We start from the raw sequence: 24855 nt of genomic DNA on the forward strand, positions 1-24855 counted from the left end.
CTATCTAACACCGTGCATTAACTTCTTCAACAATGGTGTTAAAGCGAATAATAAAATTGCTGCGATTCCAGTTAGAACAACAAATACCATGAAGAATTCATATAAGTTATGAATTTCAAACCCAGCAAAAATTGGGTTCTGTGCACTAATTTGATGATGATCTAGTAAAGATAACTGCTCTGCTGTCAGCGTTATTTTTTTATCTAAAACTGCCTGAAGATCAATTCCTAATTCTTTAGCTTTTGCAAATTTATCTCCTGTTGCTGGCAAGATAGAACCTAAAGTTCCTCCTAAAGCATAACCTGAAGCATTAGACAAAAAGAATACACCGTATAACAATGAAGCAAAACGTTTTGGAGATAATTTACCCACCAATGACAATCCGATTGGAGATAAACATAACTCCGCACATGTATTTAAGAAATATAATAAGATAAGCCATTTTACTAATAAAAGCCCAGAAGTTCCGATATAAGAAACTTGAGTCGCAATCATAAAGAAACTGATCGAAATAATCACTAATCCAGCAGCCAATTTTACTGGAGAAATAGGTTCTTTTCCTTTAGCTCTTAAAGTATCCCATAAAACACTAAAAGGAACTGCTAAAATTACAACGAACATTCCGTTAAAAATCTGAACCATTGACGGTGGCATTGCCCAACCAAAGAAATGTCTGTCTGTTTGGTTATCAGCAATAAAAGTCAAAGATGAACCTGCCTGTTCAAATGCTGCCCAGAAGAAAATAATAAAGAACGAAACGATATAAATTACAATAATTCTATCTCTCTCAACTTTAGTTAAAGAAGTATCAGAAATAATTAATCCTGCCAGAGCCAAACCACTTGAGTAAATCAAAGTGTAAATTAAGTTTTGCCCAACTACATAATGAAAAAAGAATCCTAAAGCAATAAATGCAATTCCAGCAATTACTAAAGCTTTACTAGAAAAGTTTGCCTGTTGCGCTTCTCCTTCTTCAAAATCTGAAGCGTCATTTTTAGAAGGTAATCCTCCTAAAGGTTTTCCTTCTGGAGAAACTACATATTTATTTTTTAAGAAGTAAAATAAAATTGTTCCCAACAACATTGCAACAGAAGCCGCCATGAATCCCCATCTAAAAGCATGAATATCTCTAATACCGCCTGCATCTTTAACATCTCCTAACAAAGGACAAATTGACTGACCTAAAAAAGCTCCGATGTTAATTCCCATATAGAAAATAGTGAAGGCGCTATCTAATTTTGTTTTTTCTTGTTTTGGATACAAACTTCCAACCATACTAGAAATATTTGGTTTGAAGAACCCGTTACCAAAAACGATAACTCCTAAAGCAGAGTACATAATAATTTTGGCTAAACCTAAATTAGATTCAAATACACTTCCGCTGGTAAACAAAAGCATTTGTCCTATAGCCATTAACAATCCTCCTAATAAGATACAGTTTCTGTTTCCTAAATAACGATCAGCTACAAAACCTCCAAGCATTGGAGTTAAATAACAAAGACCAAGAAAACCTCCGTAAATTAACGAAGCTTCTTCTTCTTTCATTAATAATGAATTTACAAGAAATAAAGTCAATAAAGCCCGCATTCCATAAAAATTGAACCGCTCCCACATCTCCGTTCCAAACAATACCCAAAGTCCTTTTGGATGCGCAGTTTTCACTTGATTTTCTCCCATAGTATTCGCTTATTTAATTAAGTTTAAAAGATTTTAGTTTATAGATTTTCTTTGATGAAATTGGTCATTTTGTTGTACAGCTGAATTCTAGTAGCTCCACCGTAAATGCCATGATTTTTATCTGGATAAATTTGAGAATCAAATTGTTTATTAGCCTGAATTAAAGCTTCCATCATCTGCATTGAGTTCTGAACATGAACGTTATCATCACCAGAACCGTGAATCAATAAAAATTTACCTTTTAATTTATCAACATGATTAATTGGCGAGTTTTGATCGTATCCGCTTGCATTTTCCTGTGGCGTTTGCATATATCTTTCTGTGTAAACACTGTCATAAAATCTCCAGTTCGTTACTGGAGCAACAGCGATTGCCATTTTGAAAACATCATTTCCTTGGAAAATACAATTAGAAGCCATAAATCCACCATAACTCCATCCGAAAATTCCAATTCTAGAAGCATCAACATAAGGATAAGAACCAATTACTTTAGCCGCATCGATTTGATCTTCTACTTCGTATTTTCCTAATTCTTTTTGAGTCACTTTTTTGAAATCGGCTCCTTTGTAGCCAGTTCCTCTTCCGTCAACACAAGCTACAATGTAACCTTGCTGCGTAAGCGACAAGAACCAATAATCATCAGAGTTATTCCAATCGTTATTTACCTGCTGTGATCCAGGACCAGAATATTGGTACATGAAAACTGGATATTTTTTTGAAGGATCAAAATCTTTTGGTTTTAAAATCCATGCGTTTAATTCGTTTCCTTTAGCTGTTTTTAAAACGAAGAATTCTTTTGCAGGCAAGTTATATCCTTTCAGTTTATCAGCAAGTGCTTGATTATTTTCGATAACTTGAATTTCTTTTCCTGTTTTTGACTCATTTAGAGTATAAGTTGTAGGCACTAAATTACTTGAGAAAGTAGTAATGAAATATTGGAAGTTTGGACTGAAAGTCGCCGCGCTTGTTCCCACTTTTGTAGTTAAACGGGTTTTGTTTTTTCCATCTAAACCAACTCTATAAATATCTCTGTTGATAGAACCATTTTCTGTAGATTGATAAAAAATAGTTTTTGTTTTTTCGTCGAAACCGTAGTATGAAACCACTTCCCAGTTCCCTTTTGTCACTTGATTTTTAAGCTTTCCTGTTTTATCATAAACATAAATATGATTAAAACCGTCTTTTTCGCTTGTCCAGATAAAACTGTTGTCTTTTAAGAAGGTTAAGTTATCTGTTACATCTACGTAAGCTTTGTCTTTTTCATTTAAAACTACTTTAGCTGTTGCTGTATTTCCATCAACAAACAACAAATCTAAATTATCTTGATGACGGTTTAAAACCTGTGCTGAAAGTATATTTGCATCATTTGTCCATTGTAAACGAGCAATGTAGAAATCATTATATTTTCCTAAATCGACTTTTTTAGTTGCTCCAGCAGCTACATCATAAATATGTAATGAAACTTCTGAGTTCTTTTCTCCTGCTTTTGGATATTTAAACGTTTCGATTGTTGGATATAAGTCTTTGTGAAACATTGACATAGAAAACTCAGGAACCTGGCTTTCGTCAAAACGAATATAAGCTACTTTTTTACTGTCTTTGCTCCAATCGAAAGCACGAACAAAAGCAAATTCTTCTTCATAAACCCAGTCCGTAATACCATTGATTACAGCGTTCTTTTTTCCATCAGTTGTAATTGGAGTAGATTTTTTTGAAGCGACATCGTATACATATAAGTTATTTTCTCGAGCATAAGCGATTTTTGTTCCATCAGGAGAAAAAGTTGGTTCTTGAATCTGAAAATCAAAAAGTTTTGTCAAAGATTTTGAAGCGATATCGTATAAATAATAATCCGCAGTAAATGAGTGACGGAAAATCTGGTTGCTATTGCATGCAATTAAGATTTTTTTCTCAGAAGCATCAAAAGTATAACTGTCAATTCCTTCTGAAAGTGCCGCATGATTTTTAGTATCAATTAAATTAGATACCTTTTTTAAAGTTGCAAAATCATATAAATCAATCTGCATGCTTCTACTGGCTTTGTCTATATTCAATACAGTATATTGGTCTGTATTTTTTAGAGATTGTAGCTCATCCATTCCTTTTGCTCGGAATGCCCCTCCATAAATGTTTTCGATAGTGATTTTTTGTTGGCCAAAAACGGTTGCAACTAGAAATAAAAGTATTACAGTAATTTTACTTGTACTCATTACAATTAATTTAAATATAAAAAAGAGCCCAATTTTAGTAAAAAAAATAAACATAATACACATTTTAAGTGTTAAATGTTAAAAAAAATAACGATTGCGCAGACTCCATTTTTAAAATACATTTTAAACAAAACTCTTAAAATGGTATATTTGCCGCAACATTATTATTTAATATACTGAGAATGAACAACGCTGTTGCTGGATTTTCTAAATTATCCAAAAAAGAAAAAATCAACTGGATTGCAAATGAATATTTTTCGAACCCTGATGAGGCTCAAAATATTATAAGAAATTACTGGAATTCAGACGAAAAGCTTCAGCAATTGCATGATGAATTTATTGAAAACACCATTACAAACCTTTATATCCCACTTGGAGTTGCTCCCAACTTTTTAATCAACGGAAAATACAAAACCATTCCGATGGCTATTGAAGAAAGTTCTGTGGTTGCCGCAGCTTCTAAAGCAGCAAAATATTGGTCCACAAGAGGCGGTTTTAAAGCAACAATTATCAATACAGAAAAAATTGGACAAGTTCATTTTACCTATAATGGTGATGCCGAAAACCTAAAAAGTTTTTTTGACGAAATAAAACCAAAGTTTTTTTCAGAAACTCAAAACATCACCAAAAACATGCAGCAGCGTGGCGGTGGTATTTTGGATATTAAATTAAAAGACAAAAGAAGTTTATTAGAAAACTATTATCAGCTTCATGCTACTTTTGAAACTAAAGACAGCATGGGAGCAAATTTCATAAATTCTTGTTTGGAGCAATTTGCTTCCACCTTAAAAGAAGAAGTTCAAAACTCTGATTTATTGAAAAATGACGAGCTGGAGGTTATCATGAGTATTTTGTCTAATTATGTTCCAAACTGCCTTGTCAGAGCTGAAGTTTCTTGTCCGATTGAAGATTTAGCCGAAAAACATATTACAAATCCACAAGAATTTGCAGAACGTTTTGTGCGGGCTGTTCAGATTGCAGAGGTTGAACCTTTTAGAGCGGTTACCCATAATAAAGGAATTATGAACGGTGTTGATGCCGTTGTCTTAGCGACAGGAAACGATTTTAGAGCCGTAGAAGCCGGCGTTCATGCGTATGCTTCAAAAAACGGCCAATACTCAAGTTTATCTCATGCTAAAATCGAAAACGGAATTTTTACTTTTTGGCTTGAAATTCCATTGGCATTAGGAACTGTTGGTGGCTTAACTTCTTTACATCCTTTAGTAAAACTGTGTCTAGATATTTTAGAAAAACCATCTGCGCAAGAATTAATGGAGATTGTTGCCGTTGCTGGCTTAGCACAGAATTTTGCTGCTTTGCGTTCCTTAACGACTACAGGAATTCAGGAAGGACACATGAAAATGCACCTGAACAATATCATCAATCAATTTGAAGCTACCGACGAAGAGCGTCATTTAATTAAAACGCATTTTAAGAAAACAGCCGTTTCTCACAGCGCTGTGGTAGATTTTATTGAAAACTTAAGAAAATAAATCAATAAATTCCAACATTGTAAATTCCAAATTCCAATGTTGCGGATTGGAGTTTAAAATATTGGAATTTTTATAATACTATAAAGACAATTATGTCAACAACCTTTTACAGTAACGGAAAACTTTTTATCGCTGGAGAATATCTAGTTTTAGATGGAGCTGATGCTTTTGCATTGCCAACAAAATTTGGCCAAAATTTAGTTATTGAAGATCATGAAAACAATCAAATTGAATGGAAAAGCTATGATTCTGATGAGCATTTATGGTTCGAGGAAACTTTTACATTTGAGGAAGTTACAAAAGGTTCAAACACGCAAGTTGATACTGTAAAATCGACTTTAATTAACATTCTGCACGAAGCTTTTATTCTTAATCCAAAATTTATTGATAACGCTAAAGGTTACAAAGTAAGCACACATTTAAGTTTCCCAAGAAATTGGGGACTAGGAACTTCTTCTACCTTAATCAATAATATTGCACAATGGACAGAGGTTAATGCTTTTACGTTATTAAATAATAGTTTTGGAGGAAGTGGCTACGATATTGCCTGTGCACAAAATAACACTCCAGTATTATACCGCATTAAAGACAATCTTGTAGAACAGGTTGAATTTAATCCAGATTTTAAAGACCATATCTATTTTGTTTATTTAAATAAAAAGCAAAACAGCAAATCGGCTATTTATGCTTACAACAACAATAAAAATAATCATTTAGCCCAGAGCGTTGCTGAAAACAACAAAATCACCAATGCCATCCTTAATGCCAAAACATTAAAAGAATTCGCGTCGGCTGTACAGAAACATGAAATTCACTTGAGCAACATTTTAGAAATGCAAACTATAAAAGAAGCTGTATTTCCAGATTTCAAAGGTGTAATTAAAAGTCTTGGAGCCTGGGGAGGCGATTTTGTAATGGTGGTTTCTCAAGAAAATCCGAAAGAATATTTTGCTAAAAAAGGTTACGAAACAATGCTGACTTACGAAGAAATGATTTTATAATGCGTAAGCAATTCAAACAAAAAGATCAATAATTTACTTTCTTGTTATTATTCTTATCCGATTTTGTTTCTAGTCGACGAACAGACTTACTGTCTTGTTCGTTAGATTCTATAAGTCTATTATGTAGACGTTCAGCCATTTTCTCGATGCTGTTGGTTATCGAATCATAAACCACTTCCATTCTGCGGTGTTTTTCTTCTTTTACAGCACGTAAAACATCCTCAACAAAAAACTTATCATATTTCTCTGCTACAGAATCGTGGGTATTTGTTAATCGGATGACGTAATCGTTACTTAAGATGGTAACTTTAAAATGCTGTTCTTCGTTACTCAAATAATACTTCCCTCCCAATTCATCTACGTTGATGTCGGTGCTGGCAACTTTTAAAAGCTCCGTAATAATTCCAAAAATATGGCTTTCTATTTTGGTATAAACTCTTGGCTTCTTTTTAAAAATTTTTAAAATAAAAAACATTAAATGTTTGATGTTTAGGTATTTGATTTTGGGTCCAGTTTTTTGAATTTACTCTAACATTTTGGAAATCAGAAAGAAATGTTAAATTAAAAATTCGGACAAATTAACTGCAATATTTTGAATATCACAAATTTTTTAGATTAAATCTCTATTTCCCCTACAGAGTATCAAAAAATTAACTAAAAAATATTACAAAGTGAAATTAATTATTCGGGGGAATAAAAAAGAAAACCCGAAACATCAAAGACGTTTCGGGTTTTTATGGTATTGATTACTGTTTCTTAGTAATTGAACTGCAATCTGTTATCTTCTATTTTTGCATTGTTTTTTAACGCTGGCAATACTCTGCTTGCATCATTTGCACTTTGAGCTTTTACTTTTTCTACATAAGCAGCATGATTAGCAATTGCAGGAGCTTTTACAGTTTTAGTGTTTTTCACCACATAAACTCCAGTGTTACCTTCAATTGGAGCAGAAACTTTGTTTGCAGCCAAAGCAAATGCATTACCTACAACTCTTGGCTCTTGTCCAACTCCACCAGGTAAAACTGGATTATCTAAAGTTACGTCTGTAGCTTGTTGAACTGCAACACCAGCAGCTTTAGCAACAGCTTCTAGGCTTGATCCAGTCATTTTAGCTTTTAACAATTCTGCTTTTTTCTTGTTTTTCAAGATTGGTTCAACATAAGGTCTTGCCATATCAACAGAAACTAAACCTGATTCGTTCTCTCCTTTATATTGAGCGATAACATGTCCAATGTTAGCGATTTCAAAACGTTTTACATCACCTTTATCAGTTTCTTTATCAAAAGCCCATCTTACGATGTTACGTTGATTTCCTAATGGACCAAATGCCTCATCCATAGCTTTAGCATTTACAACAGGAGCAACTTTTAATCCTAATTCTTTAGCCGCCGCTGCAAAATCTTTATTAGCAGCATCCATTTCGAATTTAGTTGCCAAAGTAAATACTTTATCAGAAGTAGCTTCAGATGGCTCAATTTTCTGAGCAATTGTAGCTAAACGAATTCCGTCTTGTTTGTCAGTAACTTTAATAATATGGAATCCGAAAGGAGTTTCTACTAAACCAACTTTTCCAATTCCGTTATTGAATACAAAATCATTGAATGGTTTTACCATTTGACCTTGACCAAAATATCCTAAATCACCACCTTGTTGTGCAGATGAATCATCAGAACTTGTAAAAGCCAACATCATAAAACTATCTGGATTAGCTTGAACTTGAGCTAAAATTTCTTCAGCTTTAGCTTTAGCTTCTTCTTTAGTTCTTTTTTCTTTTTGGTTTGGAGTTTGAGATCCTTCGTAACCAATTAAAATGTGGCTTGCTTTTGCATTAACTCCAGATTTAAATCCTTGAGATTTAGAAATTGCATAATATCTTCCGTAAACATATGGTCCGTAGATTGCACCGGCTGGTAAGCTGAATAATTTATCAGCATCAACTGCTGGCAAAGCATTTTTTGGAACATAAGTAGAATCGTAAGGAACATCAGAATTTGCGTTTACAAATTCAGCAATGTTTGTTGCGTTTCTAAATCCTGGCAATGTATCATTTTTACCAGTTTTTGCATTGTAAACAACACTTCCTGATAACAATGCAGTTAACTTAGCTTTAATTTCAGCCTCATCTTCTTTAGAAGCTTTGTCTTCTACTAAAACATATTGAATTTCACGAGTTGCATCCGCTTTGAATTTTTTCTCGTTTTTCTTCATATAATCTACGATATCAGAATCAGAAATTTTCACTTCACTGTCTTTGATAGAAGAATATGTAGCTGCAGCATAAGCAAAGCTTACTTTGTTAGCTTCCATTTCGTACTTTAATTTTCCTTCACTAGCAGTTGTGTAAAGTCCTGACTTAATTAAAGTATTATAGATTTGAAATTTAGCATTCAATTCAGCATCTTTCTCTTTTTGAGCGATGAATTCTTTTGCTTCTGGATTTGAGTTGAAATAGTCGTTAAACTTAACTTCATCAAAAATTCCTGCTGCATTTAAGAACATTGGGTTTTTACCAATATTTGGATCTGATTTTAAAACCTCAAGTAAGTGTTTTTTACCTACTCTCAATCCTAATTTTTCAAATTGAGTTGACAATAAAGCGATTGAAACTTCTTGATCCCAAACTCTGTTTGCAGCTTCAGTGGAAGTTATGCCCTGCCCACTTTTTTCAACATTACTAACTTTAATTCTAAAGTCTTCAAATGAAATATCTTTTCCGTCGATGCTTCCTACATCTTTTGAACTTTGACTAAATGTTCCCTTACCGATTAAGTCTTGTATTATAAATGCAAATAATGCAAGTGCAATAACTCCTATCAATAAAGCGGAACGCTGTCTAATTTTTGCTAAAACTGCCATTTTATTATCGTTAATTTTATATTCAGTTTGCGAAAATACAATTATCTAGTTAATAACAATACAACTAGCGTTTTATTTTACACATTTTTTTTTATTAATTTAAAAAATCAATCTTTAATTGTCAATTTGACTAGTTCTATTTTCTTATTTGACGCCTCTTTTATAAAAAAATGATACTTATCAATTACAATTCTATCTCCTTTTTGCGGTATTTCTTTGGTATGATTCACAATAAAACCTCCCAATGTTCCATACGAATCTTCTTCGGGAATCATTAATTTGTAGGTTTCATTCAAATACTCCACATCTAAGCGTGTAGAAAACAAATATTTACCTTCGCCTATTTCTTCTTCTATTAATTCTTCGTCAAGATCGTGTTCATCTTCTATTTCTCCAAAAAGTTCTTCTACAATATCTTCAATGGTAATAATCCCAGAAGTTCCACCATATTCATCTAAAACGACCGCTACATTCTTACGTTTTTTAATTAATAAGTTCAACACATCTTTTATCAAAATGGTTTCTGGAACAAATTCCACTGTCATTAAAACCGATTTTATTGTCGATGGTTTTTTAAACAAATCAAACGAATGCACATAACCCACAATATCATCTAAAGAATTCTGGCTTATAATGATTTTAGAATATCCTGTTTCAATAAACATTGCTTTAAGATCATCAACAGTATCAAAAAGATCCATGTCAACAATTTCTGTTCGCGGTGTCATAATATCTCGTGCCTTCACACCCGAAAATTCTAATGCATTTTGAAAAATTTGAATTTCAGAATCTACTTCTTCATCTTCTTCAACAGTGCTCATCTGCTCCGTAATATAGTTTCCGAGTTCAATCCTGCTGAACAAATGAATCTGACTTCCTTCTAACTTAAAAAATTTACTCAACACAAAATCAGCAATCCAGATAAAGAAAGAAGAGATATAATAAAACAATCTGTAAAACAAATATGCAGGAAGCGCCAAAATTTTGATTAATGAATTGGCGTAGATTTGAAAAAATACTTTCGGAAAAAATTCTGAAGTCAATAAAACTATAGAAGCGGCAAGAAGTGTTTGAATGAGAACATCCCACCAATCTGGAACAAACAAACCCAGACGAGTCATCCAATTTAAGATTAGATCACCCATAAAAAAACCGTAAATCACCAAAGCCACATTGTTGCCAATCAGCATGGCAGCAATAAATTTGGATGGATTTTCGGTAAGTTTAGTTAAAATTCGAGACAAGAAATCGTCTTGTTTCTTTTCTATTTCAAGATAAATTTTGTTTGCGGAAATAAAAGCGATTTCCATCCCAGAAAAAAATGCAGCTAGTATTAAACATATTATTATAATACTAATTTCCATTTTTACTGATTTTTGTTTCTATTATTATGTTTATTGATAAATCGCCTTCTAAAGAAAAACATAAAAGCCGACATTCCTGCAATTACAAAATAGAAAGGATAGCTTTCGTCGCCTTCATTTAATTTCACTATAGCATCGTAAGTAAAAAAAAGTGCTATAATAATGTAAACGTATTGTGTATATTTTAAATACCCCATAATCTTATTTATTCTTCATCAGATTCAATTTCACCGCTTATTCGCTGTGAATTAATCACTTTAAAATCTTTACTAAAATCTATTCCCTGACCGTGAGAAACACCTTTTGCATCGGTAAGTTTAAATTTTCTCTCCGTATAAAACCATTCGTTTTTCTGATCAAAGTATAATTGCTCTGTTTCCAAAACCTGTCCTGCCTCAGAAGTAATTTTGACTTTTCCAATCAAATCAATGATTCCGGTATTTTTATACGAAACGGCATAATTGCCTTTTATAAAAGTACGTTTTTGTTTTTTATCGTATAAAGTAACATCTATTCCTTTAGGAAATTCTGTAAAAGGAAAATCAAGATTAGCATAGTCCAGCATTTTAGGACTAATCAAAACACCTGTAATACGACCAGAATCTGTGTACTTAATATTGATTGTATCAGCATCACTGGCAGGAACAAACTCAGAGAAGTTAATTTTCTGAACTTCTTTAAAATTACTTTCGCATCCAAAAAACAGTGTCACAGCAAAAACTGTGACAACCATTAGACTATATCTCTTTGGTAAATTCATTTGCCAAATGTAGTAAATTGTAATGAGCTTAAAAAAGATAAAATATGATGTTTATTGGAATTTGCTCTTCACAAACCATTTATCGTTGAAAGAGAAACTCAAACTAAAATTCACATAGTTTTCTTGTACTAAATTTGAAGAAACGGTACCGCGTTTACCAAATTCAATTCCAAAATTCACATTTGAAAAAGATCCTGGGATAGGAATTCCTGCCCCAAGTGTCATTCCCACATCTTTAATAGATTCGTTATTTACTATCAAACCTATTTTTTCATATTTAATACCGGCTCTATAGGTAATTCTGCTCATATAACTTGTAAAAGAGTTGTAATTAGGAAGATAATATCCTCCAAGAGCAAATTTTGAATAATTTTCGTAACTCACATTATCAGCAGAATTATAGTAATTTGCTAATTGCCCATCACCTTGGAAAGTCATATTAGCTCCTACCAACCACTTTCTGGCTTCTCCAACTCCTAAACCAATACTTAATTTATTTGGAAGTTTTAAATTTGTTGAATTAGCTGGATAAGCATAAGGATCTGGATCTCCTTGAACCGATATTACCCTTGTATTATCTGAGCTCAAGTTACTCGCAAAGGAATAGCTCAAACTAGAAAATATACTCATTTTTTTATAGATTTTTCTTTGATACATGGTTCCAAAGCTAAAAGCCATTCCAGAAATTTCTGAAGTATTTACTTCTGCAGTACTGTTTTGAACACCTGTTATACTTTCTAAACTTGTCGTTGTGATTTTTCCGAAGTTATATTGTGCATCTGCACCAATATTCCAGTGACGCGTAATTTTATAACCTAACCCGAAATATACCTTGTTCACCCCACCTTTTCCATCAAGTTGCGAACTTGTAGCTCCTTCTGTAGCGGTATTATCATTAAGAATTTTATATCCTACGGAAGAAACTGGTATTAAACCAAATGAAGCACCAAATTTTCCCATCGGAATTCCTAATGCCAAATAATCAAAAGTAGTACGTTGCGCTTTTTCTGATTGAGAACTTGTTTTTAAATTAGAAGTTGCAAAAGTTCCCCCAACAGTAAAGGTTGTTTGTATCAAGCTGGCGTAACTAGCAGGGTTTTCTAAATTTAAATGAATCGTATCCTGCTCCACTGCAACTCCGGCCATTGATCTGTTTTCAAGAGTTCCCTTGAATCTCACATCTCCTATTCCGAAAAAAGAATATGGAGAAGCTGTACCTTGTTGCGCGAATGAAACGAACGATATAAGCAAACAAGCGCTTATTAATACTTTTTTAATCATTGTCGATTTTATATTGATATGTTTGGTTCAAACTCTCCAGAAGGAAATTTGAATTGGCAAATATGGTATTTTTTAATCGTTTAGCCAAAAAATCTGCATCGCCTCCCGTTAAAATTATGATAAAATTTGAAAAGTCCCTGCGATAATCATCGATAAAACCGTCAATCTCATAGACGAAACCGTTGACAACACCAGAGTGCATGGCTTGTGCCGTCGAGTTTCCAATATAAGATTCAGGCACTTCTAATGTCAGCAAAGGCAGTTTGGCAGTGTAATTATGCATTGACTCATAACGCAAACGAAGCCCTGGAGAGATTGCTCCTCCTAAATAATTGTCGTTTTCGTCGATAAAATCGTAGGTAATGCAAGTTCCTGCATCAATAACCAATCGGTTTTGTTTTGGAAATTTCAAAGTGGCTCCCGCCGCTAGAATCATGCGGTCTATCCCTAAAGTTTTTGGGGTTGCATACTTATTATGGAATGGGAAAACATCTTCGTGTGTAAAAAAATGCACATTGAGTTGATTTTCGAATGTTAAAAAAGCTTGTTTTTCGATATTCCCAACCGAAGCAACCACCAAATCGGAGCAATTTGGAAACTTTTCTAAAATATTTTTAATTTTTTCTACAAGCTCTTTTTTCTCAAAAATGAAATTCTCCAGAGCAGTACTTCCCTCAAAGACAGACGCTTTAATTCGAGTGTTTCCAACATCAACCGTTAAAACCATTTTGCATTTTTGTTTTTGCGAAGATACGAATTGATTTTTTTTCTAAAATGTTTTGGAGAAACGGAAAATGATTCTATCTTTGCACCCGCAATACGCACAAAACGGTACCTTAGCTCAGATGGTAGAGCAATGGACTGAAAATCCATGTGTCCCTGGTTCGATCCCTGGAGGTACCACAAAACCCGAATAGAAATATTCGGGTTTTTTGTTTTTTAATATTTTTTTGTTTTTTAAACCGCAAAGAGGATCAGGTTCAAAAGTTGGGGATTAAGCAAAAAGATTGGATAATCTGAATAAGAAAAAATGGATCAGGTTCAAAAGTTGGGGATTAATCAAAAAGATTGGATAATCTGAATAAGAAAAAATCTATATTCCTGACTCCTCTGAAAAGAGCGCAAAGATTTAGATTTACAAAGGTTCGCAAAGCTTAATTTTTGCGAACCTTTGCGATTTTATTTGGTTTAAAATCTTTGTATAAAGCTTGATCCATTATACTAAAGATTTCCTGAATTAAATAAATATTACTATCAGTTGTTTTTATCTCATAAGGATGATTCATTGGAGAATAATACTGCGCTTTCATTTCATCATTACACCTTACAACCAATATATATAAAATGGCATGACCATGATCTTTCCTACATCTCTGATAATAACTTTTCTTCTCTAAAATCTCCGAAGCAAACTTTAATTTCTTTTGATCTCCTACTAAGAAATTTACTTCTTTGCTTAATTTTTCCGTTTTCAATATAGCACTAAAGTTTTTATCAAAATCGACAATTAAAAACTGACCTCTTTCATGCCCTTCCTGCCATTTATAAAGCAACACTCCATTTTTTATTTTAACAAAATTGGCAAATTCACTTTTATAATAAATTGAATCTTTTCTCATATCAATATACTGCCACTGCAAAACTTCTGAAGCAATGGGAACTGCTAAACATTCACTTTCACCAGAAACATTTACTTTCTGGCTTTGACAAACTACAAAACTCAAAAAAAGAATTAATCCAAAAATCTGCTTCATATAATTATGTTTGACAAAAATAGATTTCAAATATAAAGATTCCTTTACTTTTAAAATTCAGCAAAAACCTCAATTCAAAATGTCAACAAATAATTAGTTTTTGTTAAAAAAGTATTGACTGAATAAAAAAATATCTTCTATATTCGTAAAACTATAATTTTATCTTTCATTTACTAATAAGATTCCAAAGCAGTTTTATGAGCAAAACTTCGACTAAAGGCATTTGGAAAGTAATTTCTGCCTCTTCTATGGGGACCATGATCGAATGGTACGATTTTTATATTTTTGGCAGTTTAGCCGTTGTTATTTCAACAAAATTTTTCCCCAGTGATAATCCCACCGCAGCATTTTTATCGACTTTAGCCACATTTGCAGCCGGATTTGTTGTTCGCCCATTTGGCGCTTTATTTTTTGGAAGGCTTGGTGATATTATTGGCCGTAAATATACTTTTATGGCTACTTTATTATTAATGGGAGGTTCTACTTTTTTAATTGGCTGTATTCCGAGTTATGAAACAATTGGTTTTTTAGCTCCTTTGTTGGTTTTGATTTTACGCTTACTGCAAGGACTTGCTCTTGGAGGTGAATATGGTGGCGCAGCGACTTATGTTGCTGAGCACGCTCCTGCAGGCCAAAAGGGCTATTGGACTTCTTGGATTCAGACTACTGCTACTGTTGGTTTGTTTATTTCTTTGATGGTTATTCTTGCTACAAAAAGCATGCTTTCGCCGGAAGCTTTTGATCTTTGGGGATGGCGTGTTCCTTTCTGGGTTTCGGTTGCTATGGTTGGTGTTTCGTATTTGATTCGAAAAAATATGGATGAATCACCTGTTTTTGCAAAAGCGAAAAAAGAGGGAACAACAAGTGCAAATCCGTTAAAAGAAAGTTTTGGAAACAGATACAATTTAAAGTTTGTTTTACTAGCTTTATTCGGTGCAACAATGGGACAGGGAGTTGTCTGGTATACAGGACAATTTTATGCGATGAGTTTTATGAAAACGGTTATGAATGTTGATTCTTCTCAAGTAGATGAATTATTAGGAATTGCTCTTTTGATTGGAACTCCTTTTTTTATTATTTTTGGATGGCTGAGCGATAAAATTGGTCGTAAATATATTATGATGTTTGGGATGTTACTGGCGATTCTATCGTACAGACCTATTTACAAAATGATGTACGATACTACTGATATTACCAAAAAAACTGAAATTGTAGAAATACCACAAGTTACAACTGAAAAAAAGGCTGATGGAAGTTCTGTTGCCACAACACAAAAAAAATATACAGATGGCACATCCGTAGTGGAGAAAAAAACGTACATAGACAAAAAAGATGCTCAAACGAGCATTTCAATAACAATCAATTCAAGCGATAAATGGACCTTAATTTTTCTAGTTTTTATTCAAGTACTATTTGTAACAATGGTTTATGGTCCTATTGCCGCTTTCTTAGTCGAAATGTTTCCAACTAAAATTAGATATACTTCTATGTCGCTGCCTTACCACGTTGGAAACGGAATTTTTGGAGGTTTACTTCCTGCTATTTCTACTTATTTTGTATCTCATGCCAAAACAGCTGGCAAAACCGATTTTTATCTTGATGGATTATGGTATCCTATTATTATTGCAGGAATCTGCTTTGTAATTGGAATGATATATATTGACAACAAAAACGAAACTACTCACCTTTAAAATTTAAAAAATGAATGCGATTAAACAAGTTTTAGGGGCTTTATGGATTGCTTTAGCGGCGGCTGCAGCTTATTTTTGTGTGTTTGAATTTGGTTTACCCAAACTGCTTTCAGACCAGCAGGACGATTTGGTATTTGGTGCAATTATTCTATTTATATTAACCCCGCTCATTGTTATGGGTTTGGGAACATTTGGATACTATTCCTTAATTGGAGAATATAATAAAAAGAAATAAATGAGATAGAAAACTACTTAATCAAAAAGGCTGCCTACAACAATGTAGAACAGCCTTTTCTCATTACTAACCTAACCAAACTTTTTATCCGTTAAGATTTTTTTTTCAGTTTATTTTTTAATAAACTTCATAATCTGTGTTTTACTGTTTTCATTAGAAGCTTTTACTATATATAGCCCTGCTTGTAATTCGCTTACGCTGAATTGAAAATCTGGGTTGCCCTTTGAAGCAAAACTTTTGACTAATTGCCCTGAAACGGAATAAATTTGAACTTTTGTGAAACCTTCATTCAGCGTAAAGTAATCTGCAACTGGATTTGGATATAAACCCACTGTATTTCCTTTTTCAAACTGGTCTATTGCTAAGTTTGCCGTTTTATTTCCATAAATTCTATATTCTCCAGCCGGCAGATTTATTGGAGCGTTTACATCTGTAACATTAATAGTACTATTGTCCATTAAATTGTACCAAGTTCCTGTATACGGAAAACCTGTCGCAACGTTTTGAGCCGTCGTATCGAAATTTGCCAAGATTAAAACATCTTTTAATTGTGATGAAGACAAATTGGCATCTGTTATTTTGATGTTTACAATTTTTGAATTTGCATTTGTTATAGTTGAAGTTCCTAAGAAAACCGGTTCTGCTTTTTTAAGTGTAATCATTTTTGCCCAATCGTTATAAATTTTATTACGATTGGAATCTCCCAACCAGTTTTCCGTCCATTGAGGCTGAGGCTTTGTATCTAATTTACAATCTCCTGGAGTTGTACCTGAAGTATCGTTTACCGTACCATTGTTGCAAGTATAAATAGAGTCATCCATACCTAACTCGCCAAAATGCCAGATCATTTTTGGCCCAGGAACTAATAACGAAACTGCTCCAATTGCCGACATTCTCGACAAGGCTGTATTTAATGTTTTTACGTTGTAAGCTCCATTTGTTGCTCCATATTGTACATTTTTATACATCAGTCTTTCTTCATCATGACTTTCAGCATACCCAATCAAACGATTAGCTGTAAATCCTCTGCTTGAACTAGACATTCTGGTAATATTACTACTATATCCCATCGACAATTCATTGTAAGGATCAGTCATTTTTCCCCACATCATAATTCCTTTGCTTGGCGTTTCTGCAACTCTATAATCTGCCCATTGTTTTTCTTCATTGTCAGTTCCTAAATGCTCAAAAATGGTATAATGCGTCGGGTCTAAACTCCAAGAATAATCAGCATATTTCTTCAAAATATCTACTCTATCCTGCTGATATGCATTGGTACAAGATTCATCTGATGCTGTACAATTTTGTGTAAATCCTTTGGTTAAATCCCAGCGGAAACCGTCAATTTTATATTCTTGAATCCACTGTTTAATCACTCTTTCAACGTAATATTGTGTTTTTGCTGATTGATGATTAAAATCTTCTCCAACACTGTAAGTATGTTTTGCTACTGTATTGAAATAAGGATTTTCGGTAGTTGGCGATCCAAAACCATCTCCATCAGGATCATTCATCCACATCCTCACCATCGGATTTCTTCCGAAAGCATGATTTAAGGCTACGTCAAGAATTACTGCGATTCCGTTTTGGTGGCATAAATCAATAAATTCTTTTAACTTATCCGAAGTTCCATAAAACTTATCCAACGCCATATGAAATGAGGTATTGTAGCCCCAGCTTTCATTTCCTTCAAATTCCATAACCGGCATTAATTCGATTGCATTAATTTTTAAATTCTTAAAATAATCCATTCTATCAATTAAGTTTTGATAACTTTTGCCTGCATCAAAATCACGAACCAAAACTTCGTAAATGACCAATTTTTCTTTTTCAGGTTTTACAAAATTAATTACCTGCCAATTATAAGGAGTCTGACCTGTTTTTAAAACAGTCACTTCAAAACTCTGTCCTGTTGGATAAACTGGCATGTTAGGATATTTTGAAGTAGGAATCCAAGGATCATCATAAGGAGACAAAACTAAGGTTGAATAGGGATCGGCCGTTTTTACCATTGCGGGTGAATTGGCAAGAGGCGTTGTATCTACAACCCAATATTGATACATATTATTTACACCCGAAACCAATCCTGTTAATTCCAGCCAGAATTTTCCCGAAACTGGATCTTTTTTCATGGCATAAGCCGATGTTGGTAGCCAATTATTAAAGCTTCCTGCCACATAGACAAAGTCTTTTAAAGGTGCATCTAAAACTAAAGTTGCTCTTGTGACATCTGCCGAATTATAATTAATACCATCCACTAATCCCGCAGGCATAGTTTCTGAAACGGTATTTGGATTTACAACAACCGAGAATTTCTTAGAAATTGTAGTCGCCCCCTGTGTTGCAATTAGCTCATAACTTTGATTTCCCGTAATATTCGTATGTGTATAAGAATAATTCGAGGTACTTGCATTTGTATTGATTGTGATACCATTTGCTTTTAAAGTATAACTCCCTGCGCCACCAGTATTTGTTGCAGTAACAGTAAAATTTGATCCTGAATTAATAATCGTAGTACTATTTTCGGCCGGAGAAGTTAATGAAACTTGAAAAATTCCTACTTCAACCAAAATATCTTGCGATTTCTTATCGCCTGTTCCATCTTTCGCTTTAACCAAAAAACCAATTCTTCCTATTCCGTTTCTTGCGAAATACGTAGAAGGGGTAATTGTTTTAGTATAAGTATCGGTTCCTGCGTTATAGGTAAATTTACTTGCTTCGTTTGATGATGTCCAAGTTCCATTAGAAGGACTATCTGATTGATTAGTATCGTTTACATCATAAGACCAAGACCAAAGATATAATGCATGAGTAGCATTAATTCCCCATGAAGTCTCATTAACACTATTCCCATTAATGGTAATAGTAATAGGCGTCGTATCTTCAAAAGTAGAAGGATTTATTGAATAAGTAACCGTTTGCTGCTGGGCAAAAACGGTCACTGCCATCAATAAAAATATTGATAGTAAAGTTTTTTTCATAATAGTGTGGTTATCTGGTTTAGTTAGTCGATTAAAAAAGGGCTATCTGGAGATAGCCCTTTTTTGGTTATGCAAAAAACATTAGTTTTTAGTAATCGTGTATTTTTTCGCAGCAAAGTCTACAATGATTGTATAGTTTCCTGCTACTGTTACAGGAATATTAGCTCCTCCGGCTTCTAATGTTAAATCATTACCATCATCACCATAGTTAGTATCCCATTTATCATCCAGTCTGAATTTGTATTCTCCAACTAATAACGGTCCAGTATAAGAGTACTTTTTAGTTGCTATATCGTAGTCTAAATTCGTATCTGGATCGTTCCATCCGTTAGGTGTTGCAGAACCAATTAATCCCCAGTTATCCCAAGCTGAATATGCTGTAACCGTTAATTTAATAACATTAGAATACTGAACAATTCCATCTTCTCCAAGATATGATTTGATACGAATATCTGCATCCTGAGGCACAAATGGTGTTAATCCGCAGTTCATGGCTGCCGAATTAAGTTCACCAACAGTCAAAGCTTTTGTAACATCTGTTGTTACAGCTACTACGGCAGCATTTTGAAAATTTGTTCCTGATTTTGCCATTTCAATCTCGTAATTTACAACAATTGGCGCACCATCATATTGTGCAGCCGACCATTTAAAAGTTGCCGCAACTTCAGTAGCTTCTGTTTTATCAAAAACAAAAACTGTTCCTTCTGCAGGGGTAGCCAATACAGCTGCTTTTGACGGTTTTAATACCGTAATATCATCTGAATTACATGCTCCTGCCGACATTAACAGCATCGCAAAGATGCCTAGTTTGAATATATTTTTCATGTTTCTGATATTAGTTTGAGAACCCAGGATTTTGAGTTAATTTTGGATTAGCCTGTAATGCACTTGTAGGTATTGGATACAGTTTGTAAGTATCTGGAATTGCAACTCCATCTTTTACCCCACCTTTCCATGGCCATAAATAAGATCCACCAGTAAATTTTCCAAAACGGATCAAATCTTGTCTTCTGTGTCCTTCAAGATTCAGCTCTCTAGCTCTTTCATTTAAAATGAAATCTAAATTTAATTGCCCCGCAGTAATTGCTCCTCCATGAGATCTGTTTCTAACAGCATTCACATAATCCAAAGCTAAACTTGCAGATCCGCCAGTAGCTCCTCTTAGTACACACTCTGCATACATTAAATAAGCGTCTGCCAATCTGAATAATGGGAAATCAGTATTGGAGAAACTTGTTGAGTTAGATGTTCCTACGAAATTTTTATTTCTAAATTTGATACTAGGATACCCATCTACCCATTTCTTATAATCATTCATTTCGTATGAATGACCAGTTGTCCAGAATAATTTTGCTCTATCATCTGGAGAAGCTACCAAATTACCATTATTAAATAGACCATACCAAGCTTTAGTCGCTCTGTGTCCTCCCCAACCGTCAGTAGCACCAAAATCATTAGGATTCATAGTCTCTGTACTTAGGTTTCCATTAACAATATAAGTGGTATTACCATATGCCTGACTCACAACTGCATCTGCAATTAAAGTGTAAATAATCTCTGGTGAGGTATCATTATCTCCAGAAAAAACACTCACAAAATTTGGAGCAAGCGTGTAACCGCCTTCATCGATTACTTTTTTAGTATACGTTAATGCATCATCATATCTTTGCGTTCCTGTATAAACTTCTGCATTCAAATATAATTTTGCCAATAACATTCTAACAACATTTCTATCTGCTTTACCATAAGATTTTGTTGGAGTAATAACCCCTTCAATATCTTTTAATTCAGATTCTATAAAATTGAAAAGCTCAACCCTTGTAGATTCGTTCTTTGGTGTTGGCGTATTAATATCATCTTCAGTTGTAATAGCACCTTTACCAAAACAATCTGTTAAATAATAATAAGCTAATGCTCGTAAAAAACGCAACTCTGCAATATGATTTTCACGGTTTGGAATATTAGCCGATGATGTTTTTAAAACTTTAATCAAATTGCTTGACTGAGAAATAGTATAATAAGCTCTATCATATAAATATCTGAAAAACTTATTGTTTGGTGTCCATCCGCTTGTTGTAGTCAACTGATCTAGACCATCATCTCCCCAACGGTTTTTCATACCATCAGCAGAAAAATCCTGTAGGTTTATGATTGCTCTAAGAAAAGCAGCTTCTCCCGGGTCTGGCGTAACTATATCTGTAGAACCTGGCCCATCTGGTCCTGAAAGAGCAAAAGTTCCATAAATTTTAGAAACTAAACCATCTACAGCATTTGGATCTTGCTCTAAAAGCTTATCCAAGGTCAATTCAACTTTTGGTTCTGTATTCAAATCATCCACACAAGAGGCGAAAAAGAATAGAACTAAAAATGCTCCTATAATCTTAAATTTAAACTGATTCATCTTTATATTTTTTTATTAAAAATCTAAGTTCAGACCAAAACTGAAAGTTCTAGATCTTGGATAGAAATTATTATCAATTGCATTGAAATTCTCTGGATCTACTCCTGTATAATCTGTTACAATAAATACATTGTTAGCTGCTGCATATAATCTTAAAACGGCACCTTTAATAGCATTATCAAAATTATACCCTAGAGTGATGTTTTGGCAACGTAGGAAACTAGCGTCTTCTAAATAAAAATCAGAAAAAGGAACATTTCCGTTGATGGTTTTAAAATCAAACTCTGTATCCAAAACATTTGTCAAACTTATTGAGTTAGCTGGTAATGCCTTATCAATAAAACCTGATTGTAATTTTCTTGCATTATATACTTTACCTCCAATTTGTCCATTAAAAGTTGTTGATAAGTCAAACTTTTTATAGTTTGCCGTAAGTCCAAAACCGTAAGTCCAGTTTGGTCTTAAAGCCACATAAGATCTGTCGCTGTCATTAATAACACCGTCCCCGTTTTTGTCAACAAAAGCATTTTCAATTGGTCTATTGTTTGAATCATAAACTTGTTGAAAAACCCATGCAGAATATGGTTGCTGTCCTACAGTATTGTAAGCAATTTTCTGACCTGTTCCAACTGGAATATTAGATGCATTATCCACATTTGTTGTTCTATTGTTCAAGTCTGTAATTTTACCAATGTTATAAGCTATGTTTCCATTAACAGATAAATTGAAATCTTCTTTTCTTATTACTTTAACATTTAAGTTTGATTCGAAACCTCTGTTTTTCATACTTCCCACATTCGAAACAAATTCATTTGTCAATGCTTGACCTGGAGAAGCCGAAACTACAGAAAGCAAATCTTTTGTATATTTTTGATAAGCATCGATAGAACCTGTAACGATATCATTTTCGAATAATCCGAAATCAATTCCTACGTTATAAGTAGTGGTTTTTTCCCAAGTAAGATCTTCGTTGTAAGGTTTTGCATAATATCCGTTAACTCCTGGAATGTATGTACTTGATGCACTAGTTGGTGCAAACAAAGCACTGTATGGATAAGATCCTGCAACTCCTGTAATATCCTGTTGACCAGTGATACCATAACCTAATCTTAATTTTAAATCATTGAATGTTTTTGAGTCTTTCAAGAATGTTTCATCTTTAACTCTCCATGCAAATCCAGCAGCTGGGAAATACCCCCATCTTTTATCTTCACTAAATAAAGACGATCCGTCTGCTCTTAAAGTCAATGTAAATAAATATTTATCCAATAAATCGAAATTACCTCTACCAAAGAACGACTGTAAGTTTCTCTCGTTATAATATCTATTGTTTGGGTTTGAAGGATTTGGCGTAACCTCTCTTAAACCATTTGAAGTATTATATCTAAAAATTTCTTTATTTCCGTCTGTAACAAAGTTTTGATAAGAATATCCAGCCTGGGCATCTACTCTGGTAACAAATCCGCTTAAACTTTTGTTGTAAGCAAAATAAGCGTCTAAAGTTTTGTTATTAACTGTCTGATTTTCGGCATAATTCAATCCTGGATTAAAAACATAAGTTGGCGGATTTGTTCCTGCAGAGTTATCTATTTGATACGTCTGAATAGCATTATCACTGTAAACTTCTCTAATTTTCGATTTAGAAACTTCAAGACCTCCATTAACAACAGCTCTTAAACCGTCTACAAATGGTAGTTTATAATCTAATTCAATATTTCCTAATAATTTCTGAACTTCCTCAGGACGAGATCTCTGATTTAAAATTGCAAGTGGATTTTGTGCACCACTAATAGAATTATTAGCATTAAGCAATTGATAATACCCTCCAAATATATTGCTTGACGCTCCTGGATTATCATAAGCAGGTTTCGTTGGATCCATTCCTAATGCGCTACCAATAACAGCATCGGCATCAATGGCATTCTTTTTAACAGAAATACCTTTCGCATTAAAATCAATTTTCAAACTATTATTAAATAAAGTTGGCGAAAGTTTAATAGATCCAGTATATCTTTCCAAATCATTCGTTTTAACAACACCTTCATTTTTAGCGTATCCAACCGAAGCTCTGAAAGGAACTTTACCAAATAAGTTAGCTCTTGCGCTAAAGTTATTGTCTGTAGAAATTGATTGTCTGTAGATTAAGTCCTGCCAATCTGTATTATATAATGTTCTACCTTCGATTTCAGGAGTTGCCGGATTATCAATAACAGCAGTACCGTTTGGCACTCCCAATAAACTAGTATATCCTGGGTGGTACTTTTGCATGAAAGCTGTAAATTGTGGCCCTGACATCATATCAACAGGATTATTTACTTTTCCAGTTGTAATAGTTGATGAGAAGTTGAATTTTGGAGCACCACTAACACCTTTTTTAGTCGTAATGATAATTACACCATTTGAAGCTCTAGAACCATAAATAGCTGTAGCAGATGCATCTTTCAAGATAGCAAACGTATCAATATCATTTGGATTGATTAATGTTAACGGGTTAGCAATTCCCGCTGGATTAGTGTTATCAATTGGTACTCCATCAATAATAATCAATGGATTGTTATTTCCAGATAATGAACTTCCTCCTCTAATTCTAATATTTGGATTAGCGTCTGGCTGACCACCATCGGTAGTGATTCTAACTCCGGCAGCCCTACCTACAAGCAGCTGATCTGCCGAACCTACTGGTCCTTTATTAAGTTGATTTGCAGATAAAACGGCTACCGCACCTGTAGCATCCTTTTTCTTAACAGTACCATAACCTACTTGAACTACAACTTCTTGTAATTGATTTGTATCTTCGCTTAAAGAAACAGCTAAGTTTTTTTGACCATTAAATGCGATAGTCTCTGTTTTGTATCCGATAAATGAAACTAAAATTTTGTCTCCATTTTTCAGATTAGGTAATTGAAATTTACCATCAAAATCAGTAGAGGTACCTCCTACAGCACCTTGTACATTTACATTTACTCCTGGAATTGGCTGACCCGTGGCACGATCAGTTACTGTTCCACTTAAAGTGCTTTGAGCTAACACAGTAAACGGAAGCAGAAGGAATAAAAATAACAACTTTTTGTAAATTGTTTTCATACTTTTTGTTTAAATTAGTTTGAGTTTGTGAACGTTAGTTAAGTTTTTAATTTTACTTCGAATTTCA

At 33.7% G+C, this 24855-nt stretch carries 18 protein-coding genes and 1 tRNA gene; 5 read left to right on the forward strand and 14 right to left on the reverse strand.

Annotation, left to right across the window (positions count from 1 at the left end):
• Together BM289_RS12760 and BM289_RS12765 are read right to left on the reverse strand one after the other, a co-directional pair.
• Nucleotides 1-1677: a peptide MFS transporter gene (locus BM289_RS12760; protein WP_091494010.1), complete on the reverse strand. Its 1677-nt coding sequence runs from the start codon at nucleotides 1675-1677 to the stop codon at nucleotides 1-3.
• A gap of 38 nt (nucleotides 1678-1715) precedes the next feature.
• The gene (locus BM289_RS12765; protein ID WP_091494240.1) at nucleotides 1716-3887 is read right to left on the reverse strand and encodes a S9 family peptidase; all 2172 of its coding nucleotides are present in this window, start codon (nucleotides 3885-3887) and stop codon (nucleotides 1716-1718) included.
• 182 nt (nucleotides 3888-4069) lie between these two features.
• Between BM289_RS12765 and BM289_RS12770 the strand changes: the two genes are divergently transcribed.
• Entirely contained in the window at nucleotides 4070-5380 is a 1311-nt protein-coding gene (locus tag BM289_RS12770) for a hydroxymethylglutaryl-CoA reductase, degradative (protein WP_091494013.1), read from the forward strand.
• 92 nt (nucleotides 5381-5472) lie between these two features.
• On the forward strand, nucleotides 5473-6381 hold the full coding sequence (locus tag BM289_RS12775; RefSeq protein ID WP_091494015.1) for a GYDIA family GHMP kinase: 909 nt from the start codon (nucleotides 5473-5475) through the stop codon (nucleotides 6379-6381).
• A 25-nt stretch (nucleotides 6382-6406) separates the two neighbouring features.
• On the opposite strand, the gene BM289_RS12780 is transcribed toward BM289_RS12775, so the two are convergent.
• From BM289_RS12780 to BM289_RS12810, 7 genes are all read right to left on the reverse strand, one after another.
• Nucleotides 6407-6856 carry a hypothetical protein gene (locus BM289_RS12780; protein ID WP_091494018.1) on the reverse strand — a complete coding sequence of 150 codons (450 nt, stop codon included), beginning with the start codon at nucleotides 6854-6856 and terminating at the stop codon, nucleotides 6407-6409.
• A 281-nt stretch (nucleotides 6857-7137) separates the two neighbouring features.
• The gene (locus BM289_RS12785) at nucleotides 7138-9237 is read right to left on the reverse strand and encodes a peptidylprolyl isomerase (protein ID WP_091494019.1); all 2100 of its coding nucleotides are present in this window, start codon (nucleotides 9235-9237) and stop codon (nucleotides 7138-7140) included.
• Between the two features lie 107 nt (nucleotides 9238-9344).
• On the reverse strand, nucleotides 9345-10601 hold the full coding sequence (locus BM289_RS12790; RefSeq protein ID WP_091494022.1) for a hemolysin family protein: 1257 nt from the start codon (nucleotides 10599-10601) through the stop codon (nucleotides 9345-9347).
• 2 nt (nucleotides 10602-10603) lie between these two features.
• Nucleotides 10604-10798, reverse strand: a complete 195-nt coding sequence (locus BM289_RS12795; RefSeq protein WP_091494024.1) for a hypothetical protein — start codon at nucleotides 10796-10798, stop codon at nucleotides 10604-10606.
• Nucleotides 10799-10806: 8 nt separating this feature from the next.
• Nucleotides 10807-11361 (reverse strand): LPS export ABC transporter periplasmic protein LptC, encoded by a 555-nt coding sequence (gene lptC, locus BM289_RS12800; protein WP_091494027.1) that lies wholly within the window; start codon nucleotides 11359-11361, stop codon nucleotides 10807-10809.
• A gap of 51 nt (nucleotides 11362-11412) precedes the next feature.
• Nucleotides 11413-12642 (reverse strand): BamG family beta-barrel-assembly machinery protein, encoded by a 1230-nt coding sequence (locus BM289_RS12805; protein WP_091494030.1) that lies wholly within the window; start codon nucleotides 12640-12642, stop codon nucleotides 11413-11415.
• Nucleotides 12635-13369: a type III pantothenate kinase gene (locus BM289_RS12810; RefSeq protein ID WP_091494033.1), complete on the reverse strand. Its 735-nt coding sequence runs from the start codon at nucleotides 13367-13369 to the stop codon at nucleotides 12635-12637. The genes BM289_RS12805 and BM289_RS12810 overlap by 8 nt, the downstream gene beginning before the upstream one ends.
• A gap of 103 nt (nucleotides 13370-13472) precedes the next feature.
• On the opposite strand from BM289_RS12810, the gene BM289_RS12815 reads away from it, so the two are divergent.
• Nucleotides 13473-13545: transfer RNA gene (locus BM289_RS12815), tRNA-Phe, on the forward strand.
• Between the two features lie 251 nt (nucleotides 13546-13796).
• Here the strand turns inward: BM289_RS12815 and BM289_RS12820 are convergent.
• On the reverse strand, nucleotides 13797-14426 hold the full coding sequence (locus BM289_RS12820; RefSeq protein WP_143102078.1) for a hypothetical protein: 630 nt from the start codon (nucleotides 14424-14426) through the stop codon (nucleotides 13797-13799).
• 167 nt (nucleotides 14427-14593) lie between these two features.
• Here BM289_RS12820 and BM289_RS12825 point away from each other — a divergent pair, with 167 nt between their 5' ends.
• The gene (locus tag BM289_RS12825; RefSeq protein ID WP_091494039.1) at nucleotides 14594-16087 is read left to right on the forward strand and encodes an MFS transporter; all 1494 of its coding nucleotides are present in this window, start codon (nucleotides 14594-14596) and stop codon (nucleotides 16085-16087) included.
• A 10-nt stretch (nucleotides 16088-16097) separates the two neighbouring features.
• Nucleotides 16098-16322, forward strand: a complete 225-nt coding sequence (locus BM289_RS12830; protein WP_091494042.1) for a DUF6814 family protein — start codon at nucleotides 16098-16100, stop codon at nucleotides 16320-16322.
• Between the two features lie 110 nt (nucleotides 16323-16432).
• Here the strand turns inward: BM289_RS12830 and BM289_RS12835 are convergent, their stop codons facing one another.
• The 4 genes from BM289_RS12835 to BM289_RS12850 form a co-directional block, all read right to left on the reverse strand.
• Nucleotides 16433-19303 (reverse strand): alpha-amylase family glycosyl hydrolase, encoded by a 2871-nt coding sequence (locus BM289_RS12835; RefSeq protein WP_091494044.1) that lies wholly within the window; start codon nucleotides 19301-19303, stop codon nucleotides 16433-16435.
• An 81-nt stretch (nucleotides 19304-19384) separates the two neighbouring features.
• Nucleotides 19385-20128: a SusE domain-containing protein gene (locus BM289_RS12840; protein WP_091494047.1), complete on the reverse strand. Its 744-nt coding sequence runs from the start codon at nucleotides 20126-20128 to the stop codon at nucleotides 19385-19387.
• A gap of 10 nt (nucleotides 20129-20138) precedes the next feature.
• Nucleotides 20139-21704 carry a RagB/SusD family nutrient uptake outer membrane protein gene (locus BM289_RS12845; RefSeq protein WP_091494049.1) on the reverse strand — a complete coding sequence of 522 codons (1566 nt, stop codon included), beginning with the start codon at nucleotides 21702-21704 and terminating at the stop codon, nucleotides 20139-20141.
• 15 nt (nucleotides 21705-21719) lie between these two features.
• Entirely contained in the window at nucleotides 21720-24788 is a 3069-nt protein-coding gene (locus BM289_RS12850; RefSeq protein ID WP_091494052.1) for a SusC/RagA family TonB-linked outer membrane protein, read from the reverse strand.
• Nucleotides 24789-24855 lie beyond the last annotated feature (67 nt).

This window comes from Flavobacterium phragmitis (assembly GCF_900112575.1).
GTDB classification, from domain to species: Bacteria; Bacteroidota; Bacteroidia; order Flavobacteriales; family Flavobacteriaceae; genus Flavobacterium; species Flavobacterium phragmitis.

Excerpts from the sequence above, each read along its gene's own strand:
- BM289_RS12760 (WP_091494010.1), bottom strand. The coding sequence starts at position 1,677 with ATGGGAGAAAATCAAGTGAAAACTGCGCATCCAAAAGGACTTTGGGTA.
- BM289_RS12765 (WP_091494240.1), bottom strand. The coding sequence starts at position 3,887 with ATGAGTACAAGTAAAATTACTGTAATACTTTTATTTCTAGTTGCAACC.
- BM289_RS12770 (WP_091494013.1), top strand. The coding sequence starts at position 4,070 with ATGAACAACGCTGTTGCTGGATTTTCTAAATTATCCAAAAAAGAAAAA.
- BM289_RS12775 (WP_091494015.1), top strand. The coding sequence starts at position 5,473 with ATGTCAACAACCTTTTACAGTAACGGAAAACTTTTTATCGCTGGAGAA.
- BM289_RS12780 (WP_091494018.1), bottom strand. The coding sequence starts at position 6,856 with ATGTTTTTTATTTTAAAAATTTTTAAAAAGAAGCCAAGAGTTTATACC.
- BM289_RS12785 (WP_091494019.1), bottom strand. The coding sequence starts at position 9,237 with ATGGCAGTTTTAGCAAAAATTAGACAGCGTTCCGCTTTATTGATAGGA.
- BM289_RS12790 (WP_091494022.1), bottom strand. The coding sequence starts at position 10,601 with ATGGAAATTAGTATTATAATAATATGTTTAATACTAGCTGCATTTTTT.
- BM289_RS12795 (WP_091494024.1), bottom strand. The coding sequence starts at position 10,798 with ATGGGGTATTTAAAATATACACAATACGTTTACATTATTATAGCACTT.
- lptC (WP_091494027.1), bottom strand. The coding sequence starts at position 11,361 with ATGAATTTACCAAAGAGATATAGTCTAATGGTTGTCACAGTTTTTGCT.
- BM289_RS12805 (WP_091494030.1), bottom strand. The coding sequence starts at position 12,642 with ATGATTAAAAAAGTATTAATAAGCGCTTGTTTGCTTATATCGTTCGTT.
- BM289_RS12810 (WP_091494033.1), bottom strand. The coding sequence starts at position 13,369 with ATGGTTTTAACGGTTGATGTTGGAAACACTCGAATTAAAGCGTCTGTC.
- BM289_RS12825 (WP_091494039.1), top strand. The coding sequence starts at position 14,594 with ATGAGCAAAACTTCGACTAAAGGCATTTGGAAAGTAATTTCTGCCTCT.
- BM289_RS12830 (WP_091494042.1), top strand. The coding sequence starts at position 16,098 with ATGAATGCGATTAAACAAGTTTTAGGGGCTTTATGGATTGCTTTAGCG.
- BM289_RS12835 (WP_091494044.1), bottom strand. The coding sequence starts at position 19,303 with ATGAAAAAAACTTTACTATCAATATTTTTATTGATGGCAGTGACCGTT.
- BM289_RS12840 (WP_091494047.1), bottom strand. The coding sequence starts at position 20,128 with ATGAAAAATATATTCAAACTAGGCATCTTTGCGATGCTGTTAATGTCG.
- BM289_RS12845 (WP_091494049.1), bottom strand. The coding sequence starts at position 21,704 with ATGAATCAGTTTAAATTTAAGATTATAGGAGCATTTTTAGTTCTATTC.
- BM289_RS12850 (WP_091494052.1), bottom strand. The coding sequence starts at position 24,788 with ATGAAAACAATTTACAAAAAGTTGTTATTTTTATTCCTTCTGCTTCCG.